Here is a 14,283-nt window from a genome sequence, read left to right on the forward strand (position 1 = left end):
GTCAGCGGGCGTCGGTGCCCGTGTCGGGGTCCTTGCGGTCGAGGGCCGGGCGCGAGCCGGGGCTGAACTCGGTGAGGAGGCGGTCGGCGGCCGAGCGGTCGGTGACGAGGCTGGTGACGAGGCCGGAGCGGAGCACCGCGCCGATCGCCGCCGCCTTGCGCTGGCCGCCCGCGATGGCGACGACCTCGGGGATCCGGCGCAGCCGGTCCGCCTCGACGGTGATGCACCGCTCGCCGAGGTCGCGGCCGATGCGGCGGCCCTCGGCGTCGAAGAGGTGCGCGGACATCTCGGCGGCCACGCCGAGGGTGGCGTAGTGGGCCCGCTCCTCCTCGGTGAGCATGTCGTGGACGGTCGAGATGCCCGGCTCCCAGGAGCCGATGGAGACGCAGGCGACGGTGACCTTGTCGAAGTACTCGAAGGCGCGGGCGATGCCGGTCTGGCTGCGCAGCGCGGCGGCGGTGGCCGGGTCGGGCAGCAGCATGGGGGCGTAGATCGGGTGGGCCTCGCCGCCGGATACCTGGGCGGCGCGCCGGACCGCCTCGACGGAGCCGCGCTCGGCGGTCCCGGCGTCGTACACGCCGGTCAGCTGGACGACCGTGCACGGGGGCAGCCGGTCGAGGGCGGCCGCCATGTGGATGGTCGAGCGGCCCCAGGCCAGGCCGAGGACGTCGCCCTCGGCGACCAGCTCGCCGAGGAGGTCGGCGGCGACCTCGCCGAGGTTCTCCGGGTCGGGCGACTCGTCGTCCTCGGCCGGGGACTCGACGACGACGGCGTGGCGGAGCCCGTAGCGGGCGCGCAGCGCGTCGGAACGTTCCGCGTCCAGCTCGGCCGGTACCCGGATCTCGATGCGTACGAGATCCCGCTCCAGAGCGGTCTCCAGGACCCGGGCCACCTTGAAGCGGCTCACGCCGAACTCCTCGGCGATCTGGATCTTGGACTTCCCCTCCAGGTAGAAGCGGCGCGCCATGGCCGCCGCCTGCACCAGCTCCGCGGGGCCCATCCGCAGGGCCGACCGTCCCGCCGACATTCCCGCCACCGCGATCTCCTCACTGCTGTTCACGTACCGCTGTCCACGATCCGTGTTCGTTCACACTCTGGACCCGCTGTTCATCCTGTCAGAAACGGCGGGCCTTGATCAGTCCTGTCGGCGGCCCGTCGGACCGCGTTCACCAGCCGGAGGCTCAGTGGCCACATGCCCAGGCGGCACCGGCCGTGGCGGCGTCCGCCTTGGCCCGCAGCGCGGCCACCGCGGCGGCCGGATCGGCCGCTCCGTAGACCGCCGAACCGGCCACGAAGACGTCGGCGCCCGCCTCGGCACAGCGCTCGATGGTCGCCTCGGAGACGCCGCCGTCGACCTGGAGCCACAGTTCCAGACCGTGCTTGGCGATCAGCTCACGGGTGCGGCGGATCTTGGGCAGCATGATGTCGAGGAAGGCCTGGCCTCCGAAGCCGGGCTCGACGGTCATGATGAGGAGCATGTCGAGCTCGGGGAGCAGGTCCTCGAAGGGCTCGATGGGGGTGGCCGGCTTGAGCGCCATGGAGGCCCTGGCGCCCTTGGCGCGGATCTCCCGGGCGAGCCGGACCGGCGCGGCGGCCGCCTCGACGTGGAAGGTGACCGAGCCCGCGCCGGCCTCCACGTACTGCGGCGCCCAGCGGTCGGGGTCCTCGATCATCAGGTGGCAGTCGAGGGGGGTGTCGGTCGCCCGGCTGAGCGACTCGACGATCGGCACGCCCAGCGTCAGGTTGGGCACGAAGTGGTTGTCCATGACGTCGACGTGCAGCCAGTCGGCTCCGTCGACGGCCTTGGCCTCGTCCGCGAGGCGGGCGAAGTCTGCGGAGAGGATGCTGGGATTGATCTGCGCCATGAGCCAAGCCTGCCACGTTCTTGGGGACTTCTTTGCCGCGAACCGATGCGCGGCCCTTCCGGCACCGGACGTACTGGTACGGACCAGCAGAAACCGTCAGGCCGTCCGGCGGATGAGCGCCAGGTACATGGCGTCGGTACCGTGCAGATGCGGCCACAGCTGGACGTCGGGACCGTCGCCGAGCGGCTCGACGCCGGGGAAGAGCGGCCGGGCGTCGATCAGCTCGGCGCCGCCGAGCCTCTTCATGACGTCGTCCACGACGACCCGGGTCTCGGCGAGGTGCGGCGAGCAGGTCGCGTAGCCGACGACGCCGCCGACGCGGACGGCCCGGAGCGCCTCGGTGAGCAGCCCGCGCTGGAGCGGGGCGAAGCCGTCGAGGTCCTCGGGGCGGCGGCGCCAGCGGGCCTCGGGGCGACGGCGCAGGGCGCCGAGCCCGGAGCAGGGCACGTCGACCAGGACCCGGTCGAAGGAGCCCTCGCGCCACGGCGGGCGGGTGCCGTCGGCGGCGATGACCTGGTACGGGCCGGGGTTGCCGGCCAGCGCGCGCTCGACGAGGCGGGCGCGGTGCGGCTGCTTCTCGGAGGCGAGCAGGGCGGCGCCGCGCTCGGCGGCCAGCGCGCCGAGCAGGGCGGCCTTGCCGCCGGGCCCCGCGCAGCCGTCGAGCCAGCGGGTGTCGGGGCCTTCGAGCGGCGCGTCGGCCAGCGCGATCGCGACGAGCTGGCTGCCCTCGTCCTGGACGCCGGCCCGGCCGTCCCGGACGGCCTCGATGGCGCCCGGCTCGCCGCCGTCGCTCAGCCGCAGGGCGTACGGCGACCAGCGGCCGGGCTCGGTCTCGGCGGCCGCGGCCAGCTCCTCGACGGTGGTCCGGCCGGGGCGGGCGACGAGGGTGACCTCGGGCCGCTCGTTGTCGGCCTCCAGGAGCGCCTCGATGCCGGCCCGGCCGCCGCCGAGCGCGTCCCAGAGGGCGGAGACCACCCAGCGGGGGTGGGAGTGCACGACGGCGAGGTGGTCCTCGGCGTCCTTCTCGTACGGCGGGGCGACCTCGGCCACCCAGGCGTCGAGGTCCTGCCGCGTGATCTTCCGAAGGACGGCGTTGACGAACTTGGCGCGTCCCTCGCCCAGCACCGCGCGAGCCAGCTCGACGGTGGCGGAGACGGCGGCGTGCGGCGGGATCCGGGTCCCGAGCAGCTGGTGCGCGCCGAGCGACAGCACGTCCAGGACCGGCGGGTCGACCTCGCGCAGCGGCCGGTCGACGCAGGCCGCGATGATCGCGTCGTACGTGCCCTGCCGGCGCAGCGTCCCGTAGACCAGCTCGGTCGCGAGGGCCGCGTCCCGGGCCTCGAAGCCCTCCTTCTCGCGCGCCTTGCGCAGCAGCGGGGGCAGCACGAGGTTGGCGTACGCGTCCCGCTCGTCGACCGCCCGGAGCACCTCGAAGGCGAGCATCCGCACGGGATCCTTCTTGGGCCGGCGGTGGGGCTTGGGGGGACGGCGACGTGCCTGCTCGCTCAAAGGTGCTCCGCGTGACGAAATGAGGGGTCGAACCCACCCAGCCTACGTCCGCGCGCCGCTACCGGGGAAAACGCCCCTGCCGGACGACCAGGTCCTCGGCGGCGAGGAGGCAGGTCACCGGCGCGGTGCCGCCCCCGTCCGCCTCGAAGGCGAGGAGCACGGGCGGCTCCTCGCCGGTGATCCGCAGCACCTCGGCCCGTTCCCCGGCGGTGGGCTCGCGGAAGAGGGGGTCCATGAGGCCCGTCGGGAACCGGACGTACGAGACGTCCACGAGCTCCACCTCCAGGCCGTGGTGGTACGTGAGGTCGTACCCGGCGACCAGGGTGAGCCGGCTGCCGTCGAAGCGGCGCAGCTCCCAGGCGTCCCACGGCCCCTCGGGGAGCGGCGGCGGGGTCACGCGCCCAGGCGCTCGCCGGCGGCGATGCGGACGCCGCGGGCCCAGTCGGCTGCCTTCATCGGCTTCTTGCCCTGGGGCTGGACCCACAGGAGCTCCACGGCGTGCGATCCGGTGCCCGCGTACACGTTGTTCTTGCCGACCGCCAGCTCGCCGGGGGCGAGGTCGGTGCGGTCGGCGAGGGGGGTGACCTGGATGAGCTTGAGGCGCTCGCCGCGGAAGAGGGTCCAGGCGCCGGGGGCGGGGGTGCAGCCGCGGACGACGCGGTCGACGCGGAGGGCGGGGGCGGCGAAGTCGACGTGGGCGTCCTCGACCTCGATCTTCGGGGCCAGGGAGATGCCGTCGGCGGGCTGCGGGACGGCCTTCAGGGTGCCGTCCTCGATGCCGTCCATGGTCGCCGAGAGCAGCCCCGCGCCGGCGAAGGCGAGCCGGGTGAGCAGGTCGCCGCTGGTGTCTGTGGGGCGGATCTCCTCGGTGACCACGCCGTAGACCGGGCCGGAGTCCAGGCCGCGCTCGATCTGGAAGGTGGAGGCGCCGGTCACCTCGTCGCCCGCCATCACCGCGTGCTGGACGGGGGCGGCGCCCCGCCAGGCCGGCAGGAGGGAGAAGTGCAGGTTGACCCAGCCGTGGGCCGGGATGTCGAGGGCCTTCTGCGGGAGCAGCGCGCCGTAGGCGACGACCGGGCAGCAGTCGGGGGCGATCTCGCGCAGCCGGGCGAGGAAGTCCTCGTCGCGCGGGTGGGCCGGCCGCAGGATCTCGATGCCCTCCTCCTCGGCCCGCTGCGCGATCGGACTGGCGACGAGCCGCCGCCCGCGCCCCGCCGGCGCGTCCGGCCGGGTGACCACGGCCGCCACCTCGTGCCGGCCCGAGGCGAGCAGGGCGTCCAGGGCGGGAACGGCGACCTCGGGGGTGCCTGCGAAGACCAGCTTCATGGGTGGCGACTGCCTGTCTGTCCGGGGGCGTTGCGAGCGACGCACCAGTCTAGGCGCTGTCTCCGACACCGTTCGGAGGGGACGGGCCGGGCCCCGCGGCAGAGGGCCCGGCGGTCCCGGGCGGGTGGGCGCGGCGGCCGTGCCGCGGGCCCTCCGGCGGCGGCGGGGACGGCCACGGCGGCGCCGGAGGGAGGCGGCGACCGTGGGCGGAGGGAGGGGGCGGCGGCGCGCGGAGGGAGGGGGCGTGCGCGGCGGTGAGCGCCCTGCGCATATGCGTGTACGCCCCCGCAGCGTGACCCAACTCCCGGTGGCGCGTTGGTCAAGAGAGATTGACCTCATCGGGCTGCCGTCCCCCTGCGGCCGCCCGCCCTTCCATCGCCGGTTCGAGAGGCTTTCACATGGCCGACCACGCAACCCACGACGCCCAAGCCCGGGCGAGTCTGCACCTGTTGGTGCGGGACATCGAGCGGGTCCGGCGGCAGGTGGACGCACTGCGCACGCTCACGGCCCAGCTGGGCAATGTCTACCGCCCTCGCCGCTCCGGCCCGTCCACGGGCTTCGTCGTCTACGGCCGCGCCCCCGCCCCCACCGTTCGGCTCGCCCAGGAGCTCCGCGACAGCGTCGAGACCCTGGTGACCGCGGCCGTCGAGTTCGACCGCTCCCTCGGGTTCTCCTGGGACGCCGTCGGTTCCGCACTGGGTGTCACCAAGCAGGCCGTCCACCGCCGTTACGGTGCCCGCCGGGCGCCCCAGCAGCCTTCGGTGGAGCCGGAGCAGCACGGCGCCGAGCCGGGCGTGACGCGCACCCTGCCGTCCGTGCCCGCCGCCCGAAGCATGCCGCCGCAGCCGACCTCGGGCAGCGCCGCCCTCCGCGAGGAGCCCCGCTCCCCCGCCTTCCCCAGCCCGCGCCACGGCTGACCCCTCGGGGCCGACGACCGGCCGCCGTCCCCTGGCCGAAGGGGGCGGCGGCCGTCGTCGTGCCCGCTCCCGCGCCGCCGGGCCCCGCACCCGTCCTCGGTCGCGGGTCGCCGATGCCCGTCAGCCGATGTCCGGCGGGTCGACCCTGACCCAGACGGGGTCGCCGGTGCCGCGCGCCTGACGGCTCGCCCGGGCGTGCTTGAGGGCCTGCGCGAGCGCCGCGCCGCTGCCCGGCGGGACCCGGACGAGCGCCCGGTCCCACTGCTCGCCGGGCGGCGGGTCGCCGGGCCGGCGGGCGGACCCGGGGCGGACCACCGGCAGCGGCACCGGTCCCAGCACCTCCGCGTCCATGGGCAGCGCGGCGCCCGCGAGGAAGGTCTCCACCGACTCGGGGGGCCCGGTCACCGCCGCCATCCGGGAGACCGGCGGGAAGCCCAGTTCGGCCCGCTCGGCCAGCTCCCGCCGGGCGTGCCCGGCCGGGTCCCAGCGGACGAGCGCCTGCACGGGCCGGAGGGTCGGCTCGGCGACCACCACCACGGTTCCGCCCTCCGCCTGGCCCCGGACCAGCGAGGCCGCGTCCATCCAGCGGCGCAGCGCCTCCTCGCCGGCCCGCAGGTCGGGACGGCCGAGCAGCGCCCAGCCGTCGAGCAGCAGCGCCGCCGCGTAACCGCCGTCGGCGACCGGTTCGGCGCCGGGGGTGGAGACGACGAGGGCGGGTCGGTCCGGGACCCGGTCCAGGACGTGATCGCGGCCGGAGGTGCGGACCGGGACGGCGGGGAAGGCGCGGCCGAGCTCCTCCGCCGTCCTGCGGGCGCCGACGACCTGGGCGCGCAGCCGGGTGGACCCGCACGCCTCGCAGTGCCAGTCGGGGGCCTCGCGCCCGCACCAGGCGCAGTGCAGCTCGCGCTGGTCGGGGGCTTCCAGCGGCCCGGCGCAGTGCCGGCAGCGGGCGGGCGTCCGGCACTGCTGGCAGGCGAGCCGGGGGACGTAGCCGCGGCGCGGGACCTGGATGAGGACCGGGCCGGCGCGCAGTCCGTCCCGGAGCGTCTCCCAGGCCAGCGAGGGCAGCCGGGCGGCCCGCGCGGCGCCGTCCCGGGCGAGCAGGTCGTCGCCGACGGTACGCACCAGGGGCGCGGCCGCGCGGACCTCCTCACGGCTCGCGGCGAGCGGCCGGGCCCAGCCGGACTCGACGAGCTGCGCGGCCTCCACGGTGCATCCGACGGCCCCGAGCAGGAAGGCGCACCGGTCGTGCGCGGCGCGGAGCAGCAGCACCTCGCGGGCGTGCGGCTGCGGGGCGTGCGGGTCGCTGTGGCTGCCGTCGCCGTCGTCCCAGATGACGACGAGACCGAGGTCGCGGACGGGAGCGAACATGGCGGCCCGGGTGCCGACGACGGCCCGCACGGAGCCGCGCCGCACGGCGAGCCACTGCCCGTACCGCTTCTCGGGCCCGGCCTCGGCGGTGAGCACCGCGTGCCGCCCCTCCCCGAGGACGGCGGTCAGCGCCGCGTCGACCCGGCCGACGGCCCGCCCGTCGGGCACGACGACGAGGGCGCCGCGTCCGGAGGCGAGCGTGGCGGCGACCGCGCGGGCGATCTCCTCGGCCCAGTGGGGTCCCGGCAGCGCGGTCCAGACCGCCCGGGGCGTCCCGCCGCGGGCCAGCGACTCCAGGAACGCCGGCCCCTGCTCGTACCGGCCCCAGGTGGCCGGCTCGGGGGGCGGGGGCGGCGGCAGCGGCGCGGGCGAGGTCCGGCGCTCGGCGGCGGCGTTGCGCGGCGGGACGGCGAGCTGGAGCACGTCGGCGAGGCTGCCCGCGTACCGGTCGGCGACGGCCCGCGCGAGGCCGAGGAGCTCGGGCCCGAGCACGGGCTCGGGCGACACCACGTCGGCGAGCGCGGCCAACGGCCCGGAGTAGTCCGAGGCGGCCCGCCGCTCGACGAGGAACCCGTCGATCAGCCGTCCGCCCTCCCGGCGGCCGCCCCGCACCTGCCCCGAGCCGGCCCCGAACCGCACCCGCACCCGCACGCCCGGCCGGGCGACCTCGTCGAGCTCCTCGGGGACCGCGTAGTCGAAGAACTGGTCGAGGTGCAGCACCCCCTTGTTCACCACGACCCGCGCGACCGGCAGCTCCTTGGCGAGGGCGGCCCCCCGCCACGTCCGCGGCTTCGCCTTCGGCACCTTCGCCTTGCGCACGGTCTCCCGGATGAGCGCGAGCTGCTCGGGCCCCTCGCCGCTCTCGCCGTTCCCCTTCTCGCTGCTCACAGCCCCATACCTACCAGACGGCTCGGACAGCGGGAGGACGCCGGAAGCCCGGCGCCCCCTCGGGGGTGCCGGGCTTCCGGACGGTGGTGCGGGTGGCCTACAGGCCCGCGGCCTTCTTGAGGGCGTCGACGCGGTCGGTGCGCTCCCAGGTGAAGTCGGGCAGCTCGCGGCCGAAGTGGCCGTAGGCGGCGGTCTGCGAGTAGATCGGGCGGAGCAGGTCGAGGTCGCGGATGATCGCGGCCGGGCGGAGGTCGAAGACCTCGCCGATGGCGTTCTCGATCTTCTCGGTCTCGACGGCGTTGGTCCCGAAGGTCTCCACGAAGAGACCGACCGGCTCGGCCTTGCCGATCGCGTACGCGACCTGGACCTCGCAGCGGGAGGCGAGGCCCGCGGCGACGACGTTCTTGGCGACCCAGCGCATCGCGTACGCGGCCGAGCGGTCCACCTTCGACGGGTCCTTGCCGGAGAAGGCGCCGCCGCCGTGGCGGGCCATGCCGCCGTACGTGTCGATGATGATCTTGCGGCCGGTGAGCCCGGCGTCGCCCATCGGGCCGCCGATCTCGAAGCGGCCGGTCGGGTTGACCAGCAGGCGGTAGCCGTCGGTGTCGAGCTTGATGCCGTCCTCGACGAGCTCCTTCAGGACGTGCTCGACGACGAACTCGCGGATGTCGGGCGCGAGCAGCGAGTCGAGGTCGATGTCCGAGGCGTGCTGCGAGGAGACGACGACCGTGTCGAGGCGGACGGCCTTGTCGCCGTCGTACTCGATGGTGACCTGGGTCTTGCCGTCGGGGCGCAGGTACGGGATGGTGCCGTTCTTGCGGACCTCGGTCAGCCGGCGGGAGAGCCGGTGCGCGAGGTGGATCGGCAGCGGCATCAGCTCGGGGGTCTCGTCCGAGGCGTAGCCGAACATCAGGCCCTGGTCGCCGGCGCCCTGCTTGTCGAGCTCGTCCTCGTCGCCCTCGACGCGCTTCTCGTAGGCGGTGTCCACGCCCTGCGCGATGTCGGGGGACTGCGACCCGATGGAGACCGAGACGCCGCAGGAGGCGCCGTCGAAGCCCTTCTTCGAGGAGTCGTACCCGATCTCGAGGATCTTGTTGCGCACCAGGGTGGGGATGTCCGCCCACGCCTTGGTGGTCACCTCGCCCGCGACGTGCACGAGGCCGGTGGTGATCAGCGTCTCGACGGCGACGCGGGAGGTGGGGTCCTCCCGGAGCAGCGCGTCGAGGATGGTGTCGCTGATCTGGTCAGCGATCTTGTCGGGGTGTCCCTCGGTGACGGACTCCGAGGTGAACAGACGACGGGACACAACGCTCCCTGGGGTTGCAGCGGCTGCTGGCTATCTCTTCGCGGACCGGCAGGGGGCTGCGCCCCGCGACGTTCCACGGACAGTCTATCGGGCCAGGTCGCCGGATGGACCAGGTGTCTCGCCTGACGAATGTGATCAGGTCGGGCGAACCGGCCGCGGAGGGGGCCCGGGGGGCACGTTCCGTAGGGCGGAGATCACTCGCGCCCCGGCGTTTCGCGTGCCCCGCCGCTCCCCGCGCTCAGGCGGAGCGCTCCCGCAGGCGCGGCAGGACGAGGTCCCAGACGGTCTCGGCGAGGGCTTCCTTCGGGCCGTACGGGACCGGGGTCTCGGTGCCGTCGGCGGCGAGGACCACGGCCTCGTTCTCCTCCGAGCCGAAGGTCTTGCGCTCGCCGACCTCGTTGACGACGAGGAGGTCGCAGCCCTTGCGGGCGAGCTTGGCGCGGCCGTTGGCGAGCACGTCGTCGGTCTCGGCGGCGAAGCCGACGACCACCTGGCCGGGCACGGCGCGGTCGGCGGAGAGCTCCGCCAGGACGTCGGGGTTGCGGACCAGCTCGATGGTGGGCGCGCCCCCGTCGTCGGTCTTCTTGATCTTGCCGGTGGCGTACGTGGCCGGGCGGAAGTCGGCGACGGCGGCGGCCATGACGACCGCGTCGGCGTCGGCGGCGGCCTTGAGGACGGCCTCGCGGAGCTGGACGGCGGTGCCGACGTGGACGACGTCGACGCCGGCCGGGTCGGGCAGGCCGGTGTTGGCCTCGACGAGGGTGACCCGGGCGCCGCGGGCGGCGGCGGCCTTGGCGAGGGCGTAGCCCTGCTTGCCGGAGGAGCGGTTGCCCAGGTAGCGGACCGGGTCGAGGGGTTCGCGGGTGCCGCCGGCGGAGACCACCACGTGACGGCCGGCGAGGTCCGGGGCGGTGACGCCGCGGGCGAGGATCCTGCGGCAGACCTCGAAGATCTCGCCGGGGTCGGGGAGCCGGCCCTTTCCCGTGTCGACGCCGGTGAGGCGGCCCACGGCGGGCTCGATGACGACCGCGCCGCGGCGGCGGAGCGTGGCCACGTTCTCCTGGGTGGCCGGGTGCTCCCACATCTCGGTGTGCATGGCGGGGGCGAAGACGACCGGACAGCGCGCGGTGAGGAGCGTGTTGGTGAGGAGGTCGTCGGCGAGGCCGTGGGCGGCCTTGGCGAGCATGTCGGCGGTGGCGGGGGCGACGACGACGAGGTCGGCGCCCTGGCCGATGCGGACGTGCGGCACCTCGTGGACGCTCTCCCAGACCTCGGTGGAGACGGGGTTGCCGGAGAGCGCGGACCAGGTGGCGGCGCCCACGAAGTGGAGCGCGGAGTCGGTGGGGACGACGCGGACGTCGTGGCCCGACTCGGTGAGCCGGCGCAGCAGCTCGCACGCCTTGTAGGCGGCGATGCCGCCGCTCACGCCCAGGACGACCTTCGGCTTGGTCACGACTGCCTCTCCCCACGCGGGTGCGCGCTCTCGGATGACGTACGACTCCATGAGACACCACAGGCCCGGCGGAAGAACCGCCGGGCCTGGAGTGATGTACGGACGCCTACTGGACGGGGCCCTCGACGGCCTCGGAGGTCAGCAGGCCCGCGTTGATCTCGCGCAGGGCGATCGAGAGCGGCTTCTCGTGGACGTGGGTGTCGACGAGGGGACCCACGTACTCCAGCAGGCCCTCACCGAGCTGCGAGTAGTACGCGTTGATCTGACGCGCGCGCTTGGCCGCGTAGATCACGAGGCTGTACTTCGAGTCCGTGGCCTCGAGCAGCTCGTCGATCGGGGGGTTGATGATGCCCTCGGGCGCGGTGATGGAAGAGGACACGCTCTACCTTCCGAAGATGGATAAAAGATCAGAAAGATCAGAAAGATCAGACTACGTGCATCAACGTTAGCAGCTCGCGTGCGACGTCCTCGACGGAGGTGTTGACGAGCGTGGTGTCGAACTCCGACTCGGCGGCGAGTTCGATCTTGGCGGCCGCCAGGCGGCGCTCGATGACCTCGGGCGACTCGGTGCCGCGGCCGGTGAGCCGGCGGACCAGCTCCTCCCAGCTCGGGGGGGCCAGGAAGACGAGGCGGGAGTCGGCCATGGACTCCTTCACCTGGCGCGCGCCCTGGAGTTCGATCTCCAGGAGCACGGGCTCGCCCTTCTCCAGGCGTTCGACGACCGCGCCGCGAGGGGTGCCGTAGCGGTTGCCCGCGAACTCGGCCCATTCGAGGAGCTCACCGTTGGCGATCAGCTTGTCGAACTCGTCGTCCGAGACGAAGAAGTACTGGACGCCGTGCTTCTCGCCGGGGCGGGGCTTTCGTGTCGTGGCCGACACCGAGAGCCAGACCTCGGGGTGGACCTTGCGCATATGAGCGACGACCGTGCTCTTGCCGACCCCTGAGGGGCCGGAGAGCACGGTCAACCGCGGACGTACCTCTGCTGCCATGCAGCGATTATTCCAGTATCGCCGGGGTGCCCGGGACGCGTGTCCCGGATCGGGCACCCGCCGGGGCGCCGGGTCAGGCGCCCGCGCCGCCGAACTCGCGCTCCAGGGAGGCGATCTGGTTGGAGCCGAGACCTCGGACACGGCGGCTCTCGGAGATGCCGAGCCGCTCCATGATCTGCTTGGCGCGGACCTTGCCGACGCCGGGCAGGGACTCGAGGAGGGCGGAGACCTTCATCTTGCCGATGACGTCGTTCTCCTGACCCTGCTTGATGACCTCGTGGAGGGAGGCGCCGGAGTGCTTGAGTCGATTCTTGACCTCGGCCCGCTCCCGGCGAGCCGCGGCGGCCTTCTCGAGCGCGGCTGCGCGCTGTTCAGGGGTAAGGGGCGGAAGAGCCACGCCTACGTCACCTCGGATGTCGATCTGTCGGATACGGACCGGTGGGGACCTGGTCGACCCACACCAGTGGAGCAACGCCCGACGACGTGGCCGTCGGACGCCTGCCCTGCCCCGGAGACTAGCGGCCATGGCCGCTCCAGTCAGCGAGAACAGCGGAAAAGTCCTGGTCAGCCTCCGTCGACCAGGACTTTTCCGGCATAACGCCCCGGTTTTCTGCCAAGATTTCGTCAAGTGGCACGGCGGGACGCGCTCCCGGCCCGCCGTCCGCTCCCACCTGCGGGGATGGCCCGGGGGCGGGCCGGCGGGGTCAGCCGGCGACGGCGGCCCGGATCTCGTCCGCGTAGCGCGTCGCCGCGTCCCGCAGGGCGGACGCGTCCGGTCCGGCGCGCAGCACGCCCCGGCTCACGTTGGGGACCACGTTGCGGACCGCGTCCCCGAAGACGACCGGGAGGTCGGCCGGGGTCGCGCCCTGGGCGCCGATGCCCGGGGCGAGCAGCGGGCCGTTGATGTCGAGGTCGAACGAGGAGAGGTCGCCGAGGGTGGCGCCGACGACCGCGCCGAAGGAGCCCATCGGGGTCTCCCCCGCGTTCTCCTCCGCCAGGTGGGCGAGCATGGTCGCGCCGATCGTCCGGCCGTCGGGGTCGTCGGTGCGTACCGCCCGCTGGACCTCGGCGCCCTCCGGGTTGGAGGTGAGGGCGAGCACGAAGAGGCCGGCGCCGGACTCCCGGGCCAGGTCCACGGCCGGCTTCAGGGAGCCGTAGCCGAGGTACGGGGAGACCGTGAGGGCGTCGGAGAAGAGCGGGGCGTCCTTCCGGAGGAAGGCCTCCGCGTAGGCGGCCATGGTGGAGCCGATGTCGCCGCGCTTGGCGTCCATGACGACCAGGCCGCCGGCGGCCCGCAGATCGGCGGTGGCGCGCTCCAGGACGGCGATGCCGCGCGAGCCGAAGCGCTCGAAGAAGGCGGCCTGCGGCTTGAAGACGGCGACGGTCTCCGCCAGCGCCTCGACCACGGTGTACGTGAAGCGCTCCAGGCCCGCGATGTCGTCGCCGAGGCCCCAGGAGGCGAGCAGGGAGGCGTGCGGGTCGACGCCGACGCAGAGCGGGCCGCGCTCGTCCATGGCGGAGCGCAGGCGGGTGCCGAAGGAGGGGGTCACGAGGTGGCGGCCTTTCGGTGGTCGGCGCCGACGGCTTCGGCGATCGTGGCGTACGGGGAGGCCGCGAGGCGCGCGGCGAGGCCCTTGTGGATCGCGCGGGCGTAGAACGGGCCCGCGTAGACGAAGGCGCTGTAGCCCTGGATCAGGGTGGCGCCGGCGAGGATCCGCTGCCAGGCGTCCTCGGCGTCCTCGATGCCGCCGACGCCCACGAGGACGATCCGGTCGCCCACGCGCGCGTACAGGCGGCGCAGGACCTCCAGGGAGCGCTCCTTGAGCGGGGCGCCGGAGAGGCCGCCGGTCTCCTGCACGAGGGCCGGGGCGGAGCGCAGGCCGAGGCCCTCGCGGGCGATGGTGGTGTTGGTGGCGATGATGCCGTCCAGGCCGAGCTCGACGGCCAGGTCGGCGACGGCGTCCACGTCCTCGTCGGCGAGGTCGGGGGCGATCTTCACCAGGAGCGGGACGCGGCGGTCGGTGACCGTGCGGTCGGCGGCCTCGCGGACGGCGGTGAGCAGCGGGCGCAGCGACTCGGTGGCCTGGAGGTTGCGCAGTCCGGGGGTGTTGGGCGAGGAGACGTTGACGACGAGGTAGTCGGCGTGGGCGGCGAGCCGCTCGGTGGACTTCACGTAGTCGGCGGCCGCGTCGGCCTCCTCGACGACCTTGGTCTTGCCGATGTTGACGCCGACGACGGTCCTGAAGACCGGCACGCGCGCGTGGAGGCGGGCGGCGACGGCGGCGGAGCCCTCGTTGTTGAAGCCCATGCGGTTGATCAGCGCCCGGTCGGGGACGAGGCGGAAGAGCCGCTTCTTCGGGTTGCCGGGCTGGGCCTCGCCGGTGACCGTGCCGATCTCGACGTGGTCGAAGCCGAGCATGGCCATGCCGTCGATGGCGACGGCGTTCTTGTCGAAGCCGGCGGCGAGCCCGAAGGGGCCGTGCATGCGGAGGCCCAGGGCCTCGGTGCGCAGCTCCTTGTACCGGGGGGCGAGGACGGCGGCGACGAAGGTCCGCAGGACCGGGACGCGGACGATGAGCCGGATCCAGCGGAAGGCCAGGTAGTGGGCCTTCTCGGGGTCCATGCGCTGGAAGACGAGCTGGAAGAAGAGCTTGTACAT

General features: G+C 74.2%; 14 protein-coding genes. 1 reads left to right on the forward strand and 13 read right to left on the reverse strand.

Going from position 1 to position 14,283, the window contains the following annotated elements; genetic code table 11:
• Position 1: 1 nt before the first annotated feature.
• The 5 genes from ACFZCF_RS22675 to fmt form a co-directional block, all read right to left on the reverse strand.
• Positions 2-1,060: a sugar-binding transcriptional regulator gene (locus ACFZCF_RS22675; RefSeq protein WP_388446688.1), complete on the reverse strand. Its 1,059-nt coding sequence runs from the start codon at positions 1,058-1,060 to the stop codon at positions 2-4.
• A gap of 121 nt (positions 1,061-1,181) precedes the next feature.
• Positions 1,182-1,865 carry a ribulose-phosphate 3-epimerase gene (gene rpe / locus ACFZCF_RS22680; protein ID WP_388446691.1) on the reverse strand — a complete coding sequence of 228 codons (684 nt, stop codon included), beginning with the start codon at positions 1,863-1,865 and terminating at the stop codon, positions 1,182-1,184.
• Positions 1,866-1,961: 96 nt separating this feature from the next.
• A complete protein-coding gene (locus ACFZCF_RS22685) occupies positions 1,962-3,374 on the reverse strand; it encodes an RsmB/NOP family class I SAM-dependent RNA methyltransferase (RefSeq protein ID WP_388446694.1) in 1,413 nt (470 codons plus the stop codon).
• Positions 3,375-3,432: 58 nt separating this feature from the next.
• Complete coding sequence (locus ACFZCF_RS22690) at positions 3,433-3,771, reverse strand: hypothetical protein (protein ID WP_391288377.1); 339 nt, start codon at positions 3,769-3,771, stop codon at positions 3,433-3,435.
• Positions 3,768-4,700 (reverse strand): methionyl-tRNA formyltransferase, encoded by a 933-nt coding sequence (gene fmt, locus ACFZCF_RS22695; RefSeq protein WP_388446700.1) that lies wholly within the window; start codon positions 4,698-4,700, stop codon positions 3,768-3,770. Before fmt ends, ACFZCF_RS22690 begins: the two co-directional genes overlap by 4 nt.
• Before the next feature lie 398 nt (positions 4,701-5,098).
• Between fmt and ACFZCF_RS22700 the strand changes: the two genes are divergently transcribed.
• On the forward strand, positions 5,099-5,617 hold the full coding sequence (locus ACFZCF_RS22700) for a hypothetical protein (protein ID WP_391288380.1): 519 nt from the start codon (positions 5,099-5,101) through the stop codon (positions 5,615-5,617).
• Between the two features lie 120 nt (positions 5,618-5,737).
• On the opposite strand, the gene ACFZCF_RS22705 is transcribed toward ACFZCF_RS22700, so the two are convergent.
• The 8 genes from ACFZCF_RS22705 to ACFZCF_RS22740 all read right to left on the reverse strand — a co-directional run bounded on the left by ACFZCF_RS22705 (position 5,738) and on the right by ACFZCF_RS22740 (position 14,283).
• The gene (locus ACFZCF_RS22705) at positions 5,738-7,876 is read right to left on the reverse strand and encodes a primosomal protein N' (protein WP_391288382.1); all 2,139 of its coding nucleotides are present in this window, start codon (positions 7,874-7,876) and stop codon (positions 5,738-5,740) included.
• 97 nt (positions 7,877-7,973) lie between these two features.
• The gene (metK, locus tag ACFZCF_RS22710; RefSeq protein WP_382838968.1) at positions 7,974-9,182 is read right to left on the reverse strand and encodes a methionine adenosyltransferase; all 1,209 of its coding nucleotides are present in this window, start codon (positions 9,180-9,182) and stop codon (positions 7,974-7,976) included.
• Between the two features lie 238 nt (positions 9,183-9,420).
• Positions 9,421-10,686: a bifunctional phosphopantothenoylcysteine decarboxylase/phosphopantothenate--cysteine ligase CoaBC gene (gene coaBC, locus ACFZCF_RS22715; RefSeq protein ID WP_388446709.1), complete on the reverse strand. Its 1,266-nt coding sequence runs from the start codon at positions 10,684-10,686 to the stop codon at positions 9,421-9,423.
• Positions 10,687-10,741: 55 nt separating this feature from the next.
• A complete protein-coding gene (rpoZ, locus tag ACFZCF_RS22720) occupies positions 10,742-11,014 on the reverse strand; it encodes a DNA-directed RNA polymerase subunit omega (RefSeq protein ID WP_030493615.1) in 273 nt (90 codons plus the stop codon).
• A 46-nt stretch (positions 11,015-11,060) separates the two neighbouring features.
• On the reverse strand, positions 11,061-11,624 hold the full coding sequence (gmk, locus tag ACFZCF_RS22725; RefSeq protein WP_382802980.1) for a guanylate kinase: 564 nt from the start codon (positions 11,622-11,624) through the stop codon (positions 11,061-11,063).
• 73 nt (positions 11,625-11,697) lie between these two features.
• Positions 11,698-12,021, reverse strand: a complete 324-nt coding sequence (locus ACFZCF_RS22730) for an integration host factor (protein WP_030493613.1) — start codon at positions 12,019-12,021, stop codon at positions 11,698-11,700.
• A gap of 307 nt (positions 12,022-12,328) precedes the next feature.
• Positions 12,329-13,174, reverse strand: coding sequence for an orotidine-5'-phosphate decarboxylase (gene pyrF, locus ACFZCF_RS22735; RefSeq protein ID WP_388446714.1), 846 nt, complete (start codon positions 13,172-13,174; stop codon positions 12,329-12,331).
• Entirely contained in the window at positions 13,171-14,283 is a 1,113-nt protein-coding gene (locus tag ACFZCF_RS22740; protein ID WP_388446717.1) for a quinone-dependent dihydroorotate dehydrogenase, read from the reverse strand. The genes pyrF and ACFZCF_RS22740 overlap by 4 nt, the downstream gene beginning before the upstream one ends.

Source organism: Streptomyces sp. NPDC007945 (assembly GCF_042958885.1).
GTDB lineage: Bacteria > Actinomycetota > Actinomycetes > Streptomycetales > Streptomycetaceae > Streptomyces.

Coding starts and splice junctions, on each gene's coding strand:
- rpe (WP_388446691.1), bottom strand. CDS start 1,865: ATGGCGCAGATCAATCCCAGCATCCTCTCCGCAGACTTCGCCCGCCTC.
- coaBC (WP_388446709.1), bottom strand. CDS start 10,686: ATGGAGTCGTACGTCATCCGAGAGCGCGCACCCGCGTGGGGAGAGGCA.
- fmt (WP_388446700.1), bottom strand. CDS start 4,700: ATGAAGCTGGTCTTCGCAGGCACCCCCGAGGTCGCCGTTCCCGCCCTG.
- ACFZCF_RS22700 (WP_391288380.1), top strand. CDS start 5,099: ATGGCCGACCACGCAACCCACGACGCCCAAGCCCGGGCGAGTCTGCAC.
- gmk (WP_382802980.1), bottom strand. CDS start 11,624: ATGGCAGCAGAGGTACGTCCGCGGTTGACCGTGCTCTCCGGCCCCTCA.
- ACFZCF_RS22740 (WP_388446717.1), bottom strand. CDS start 14,283: ATGTACAAGCTCTTCTTCCAGCTCGTCTTCCAGCGCATGGACCCCGAG.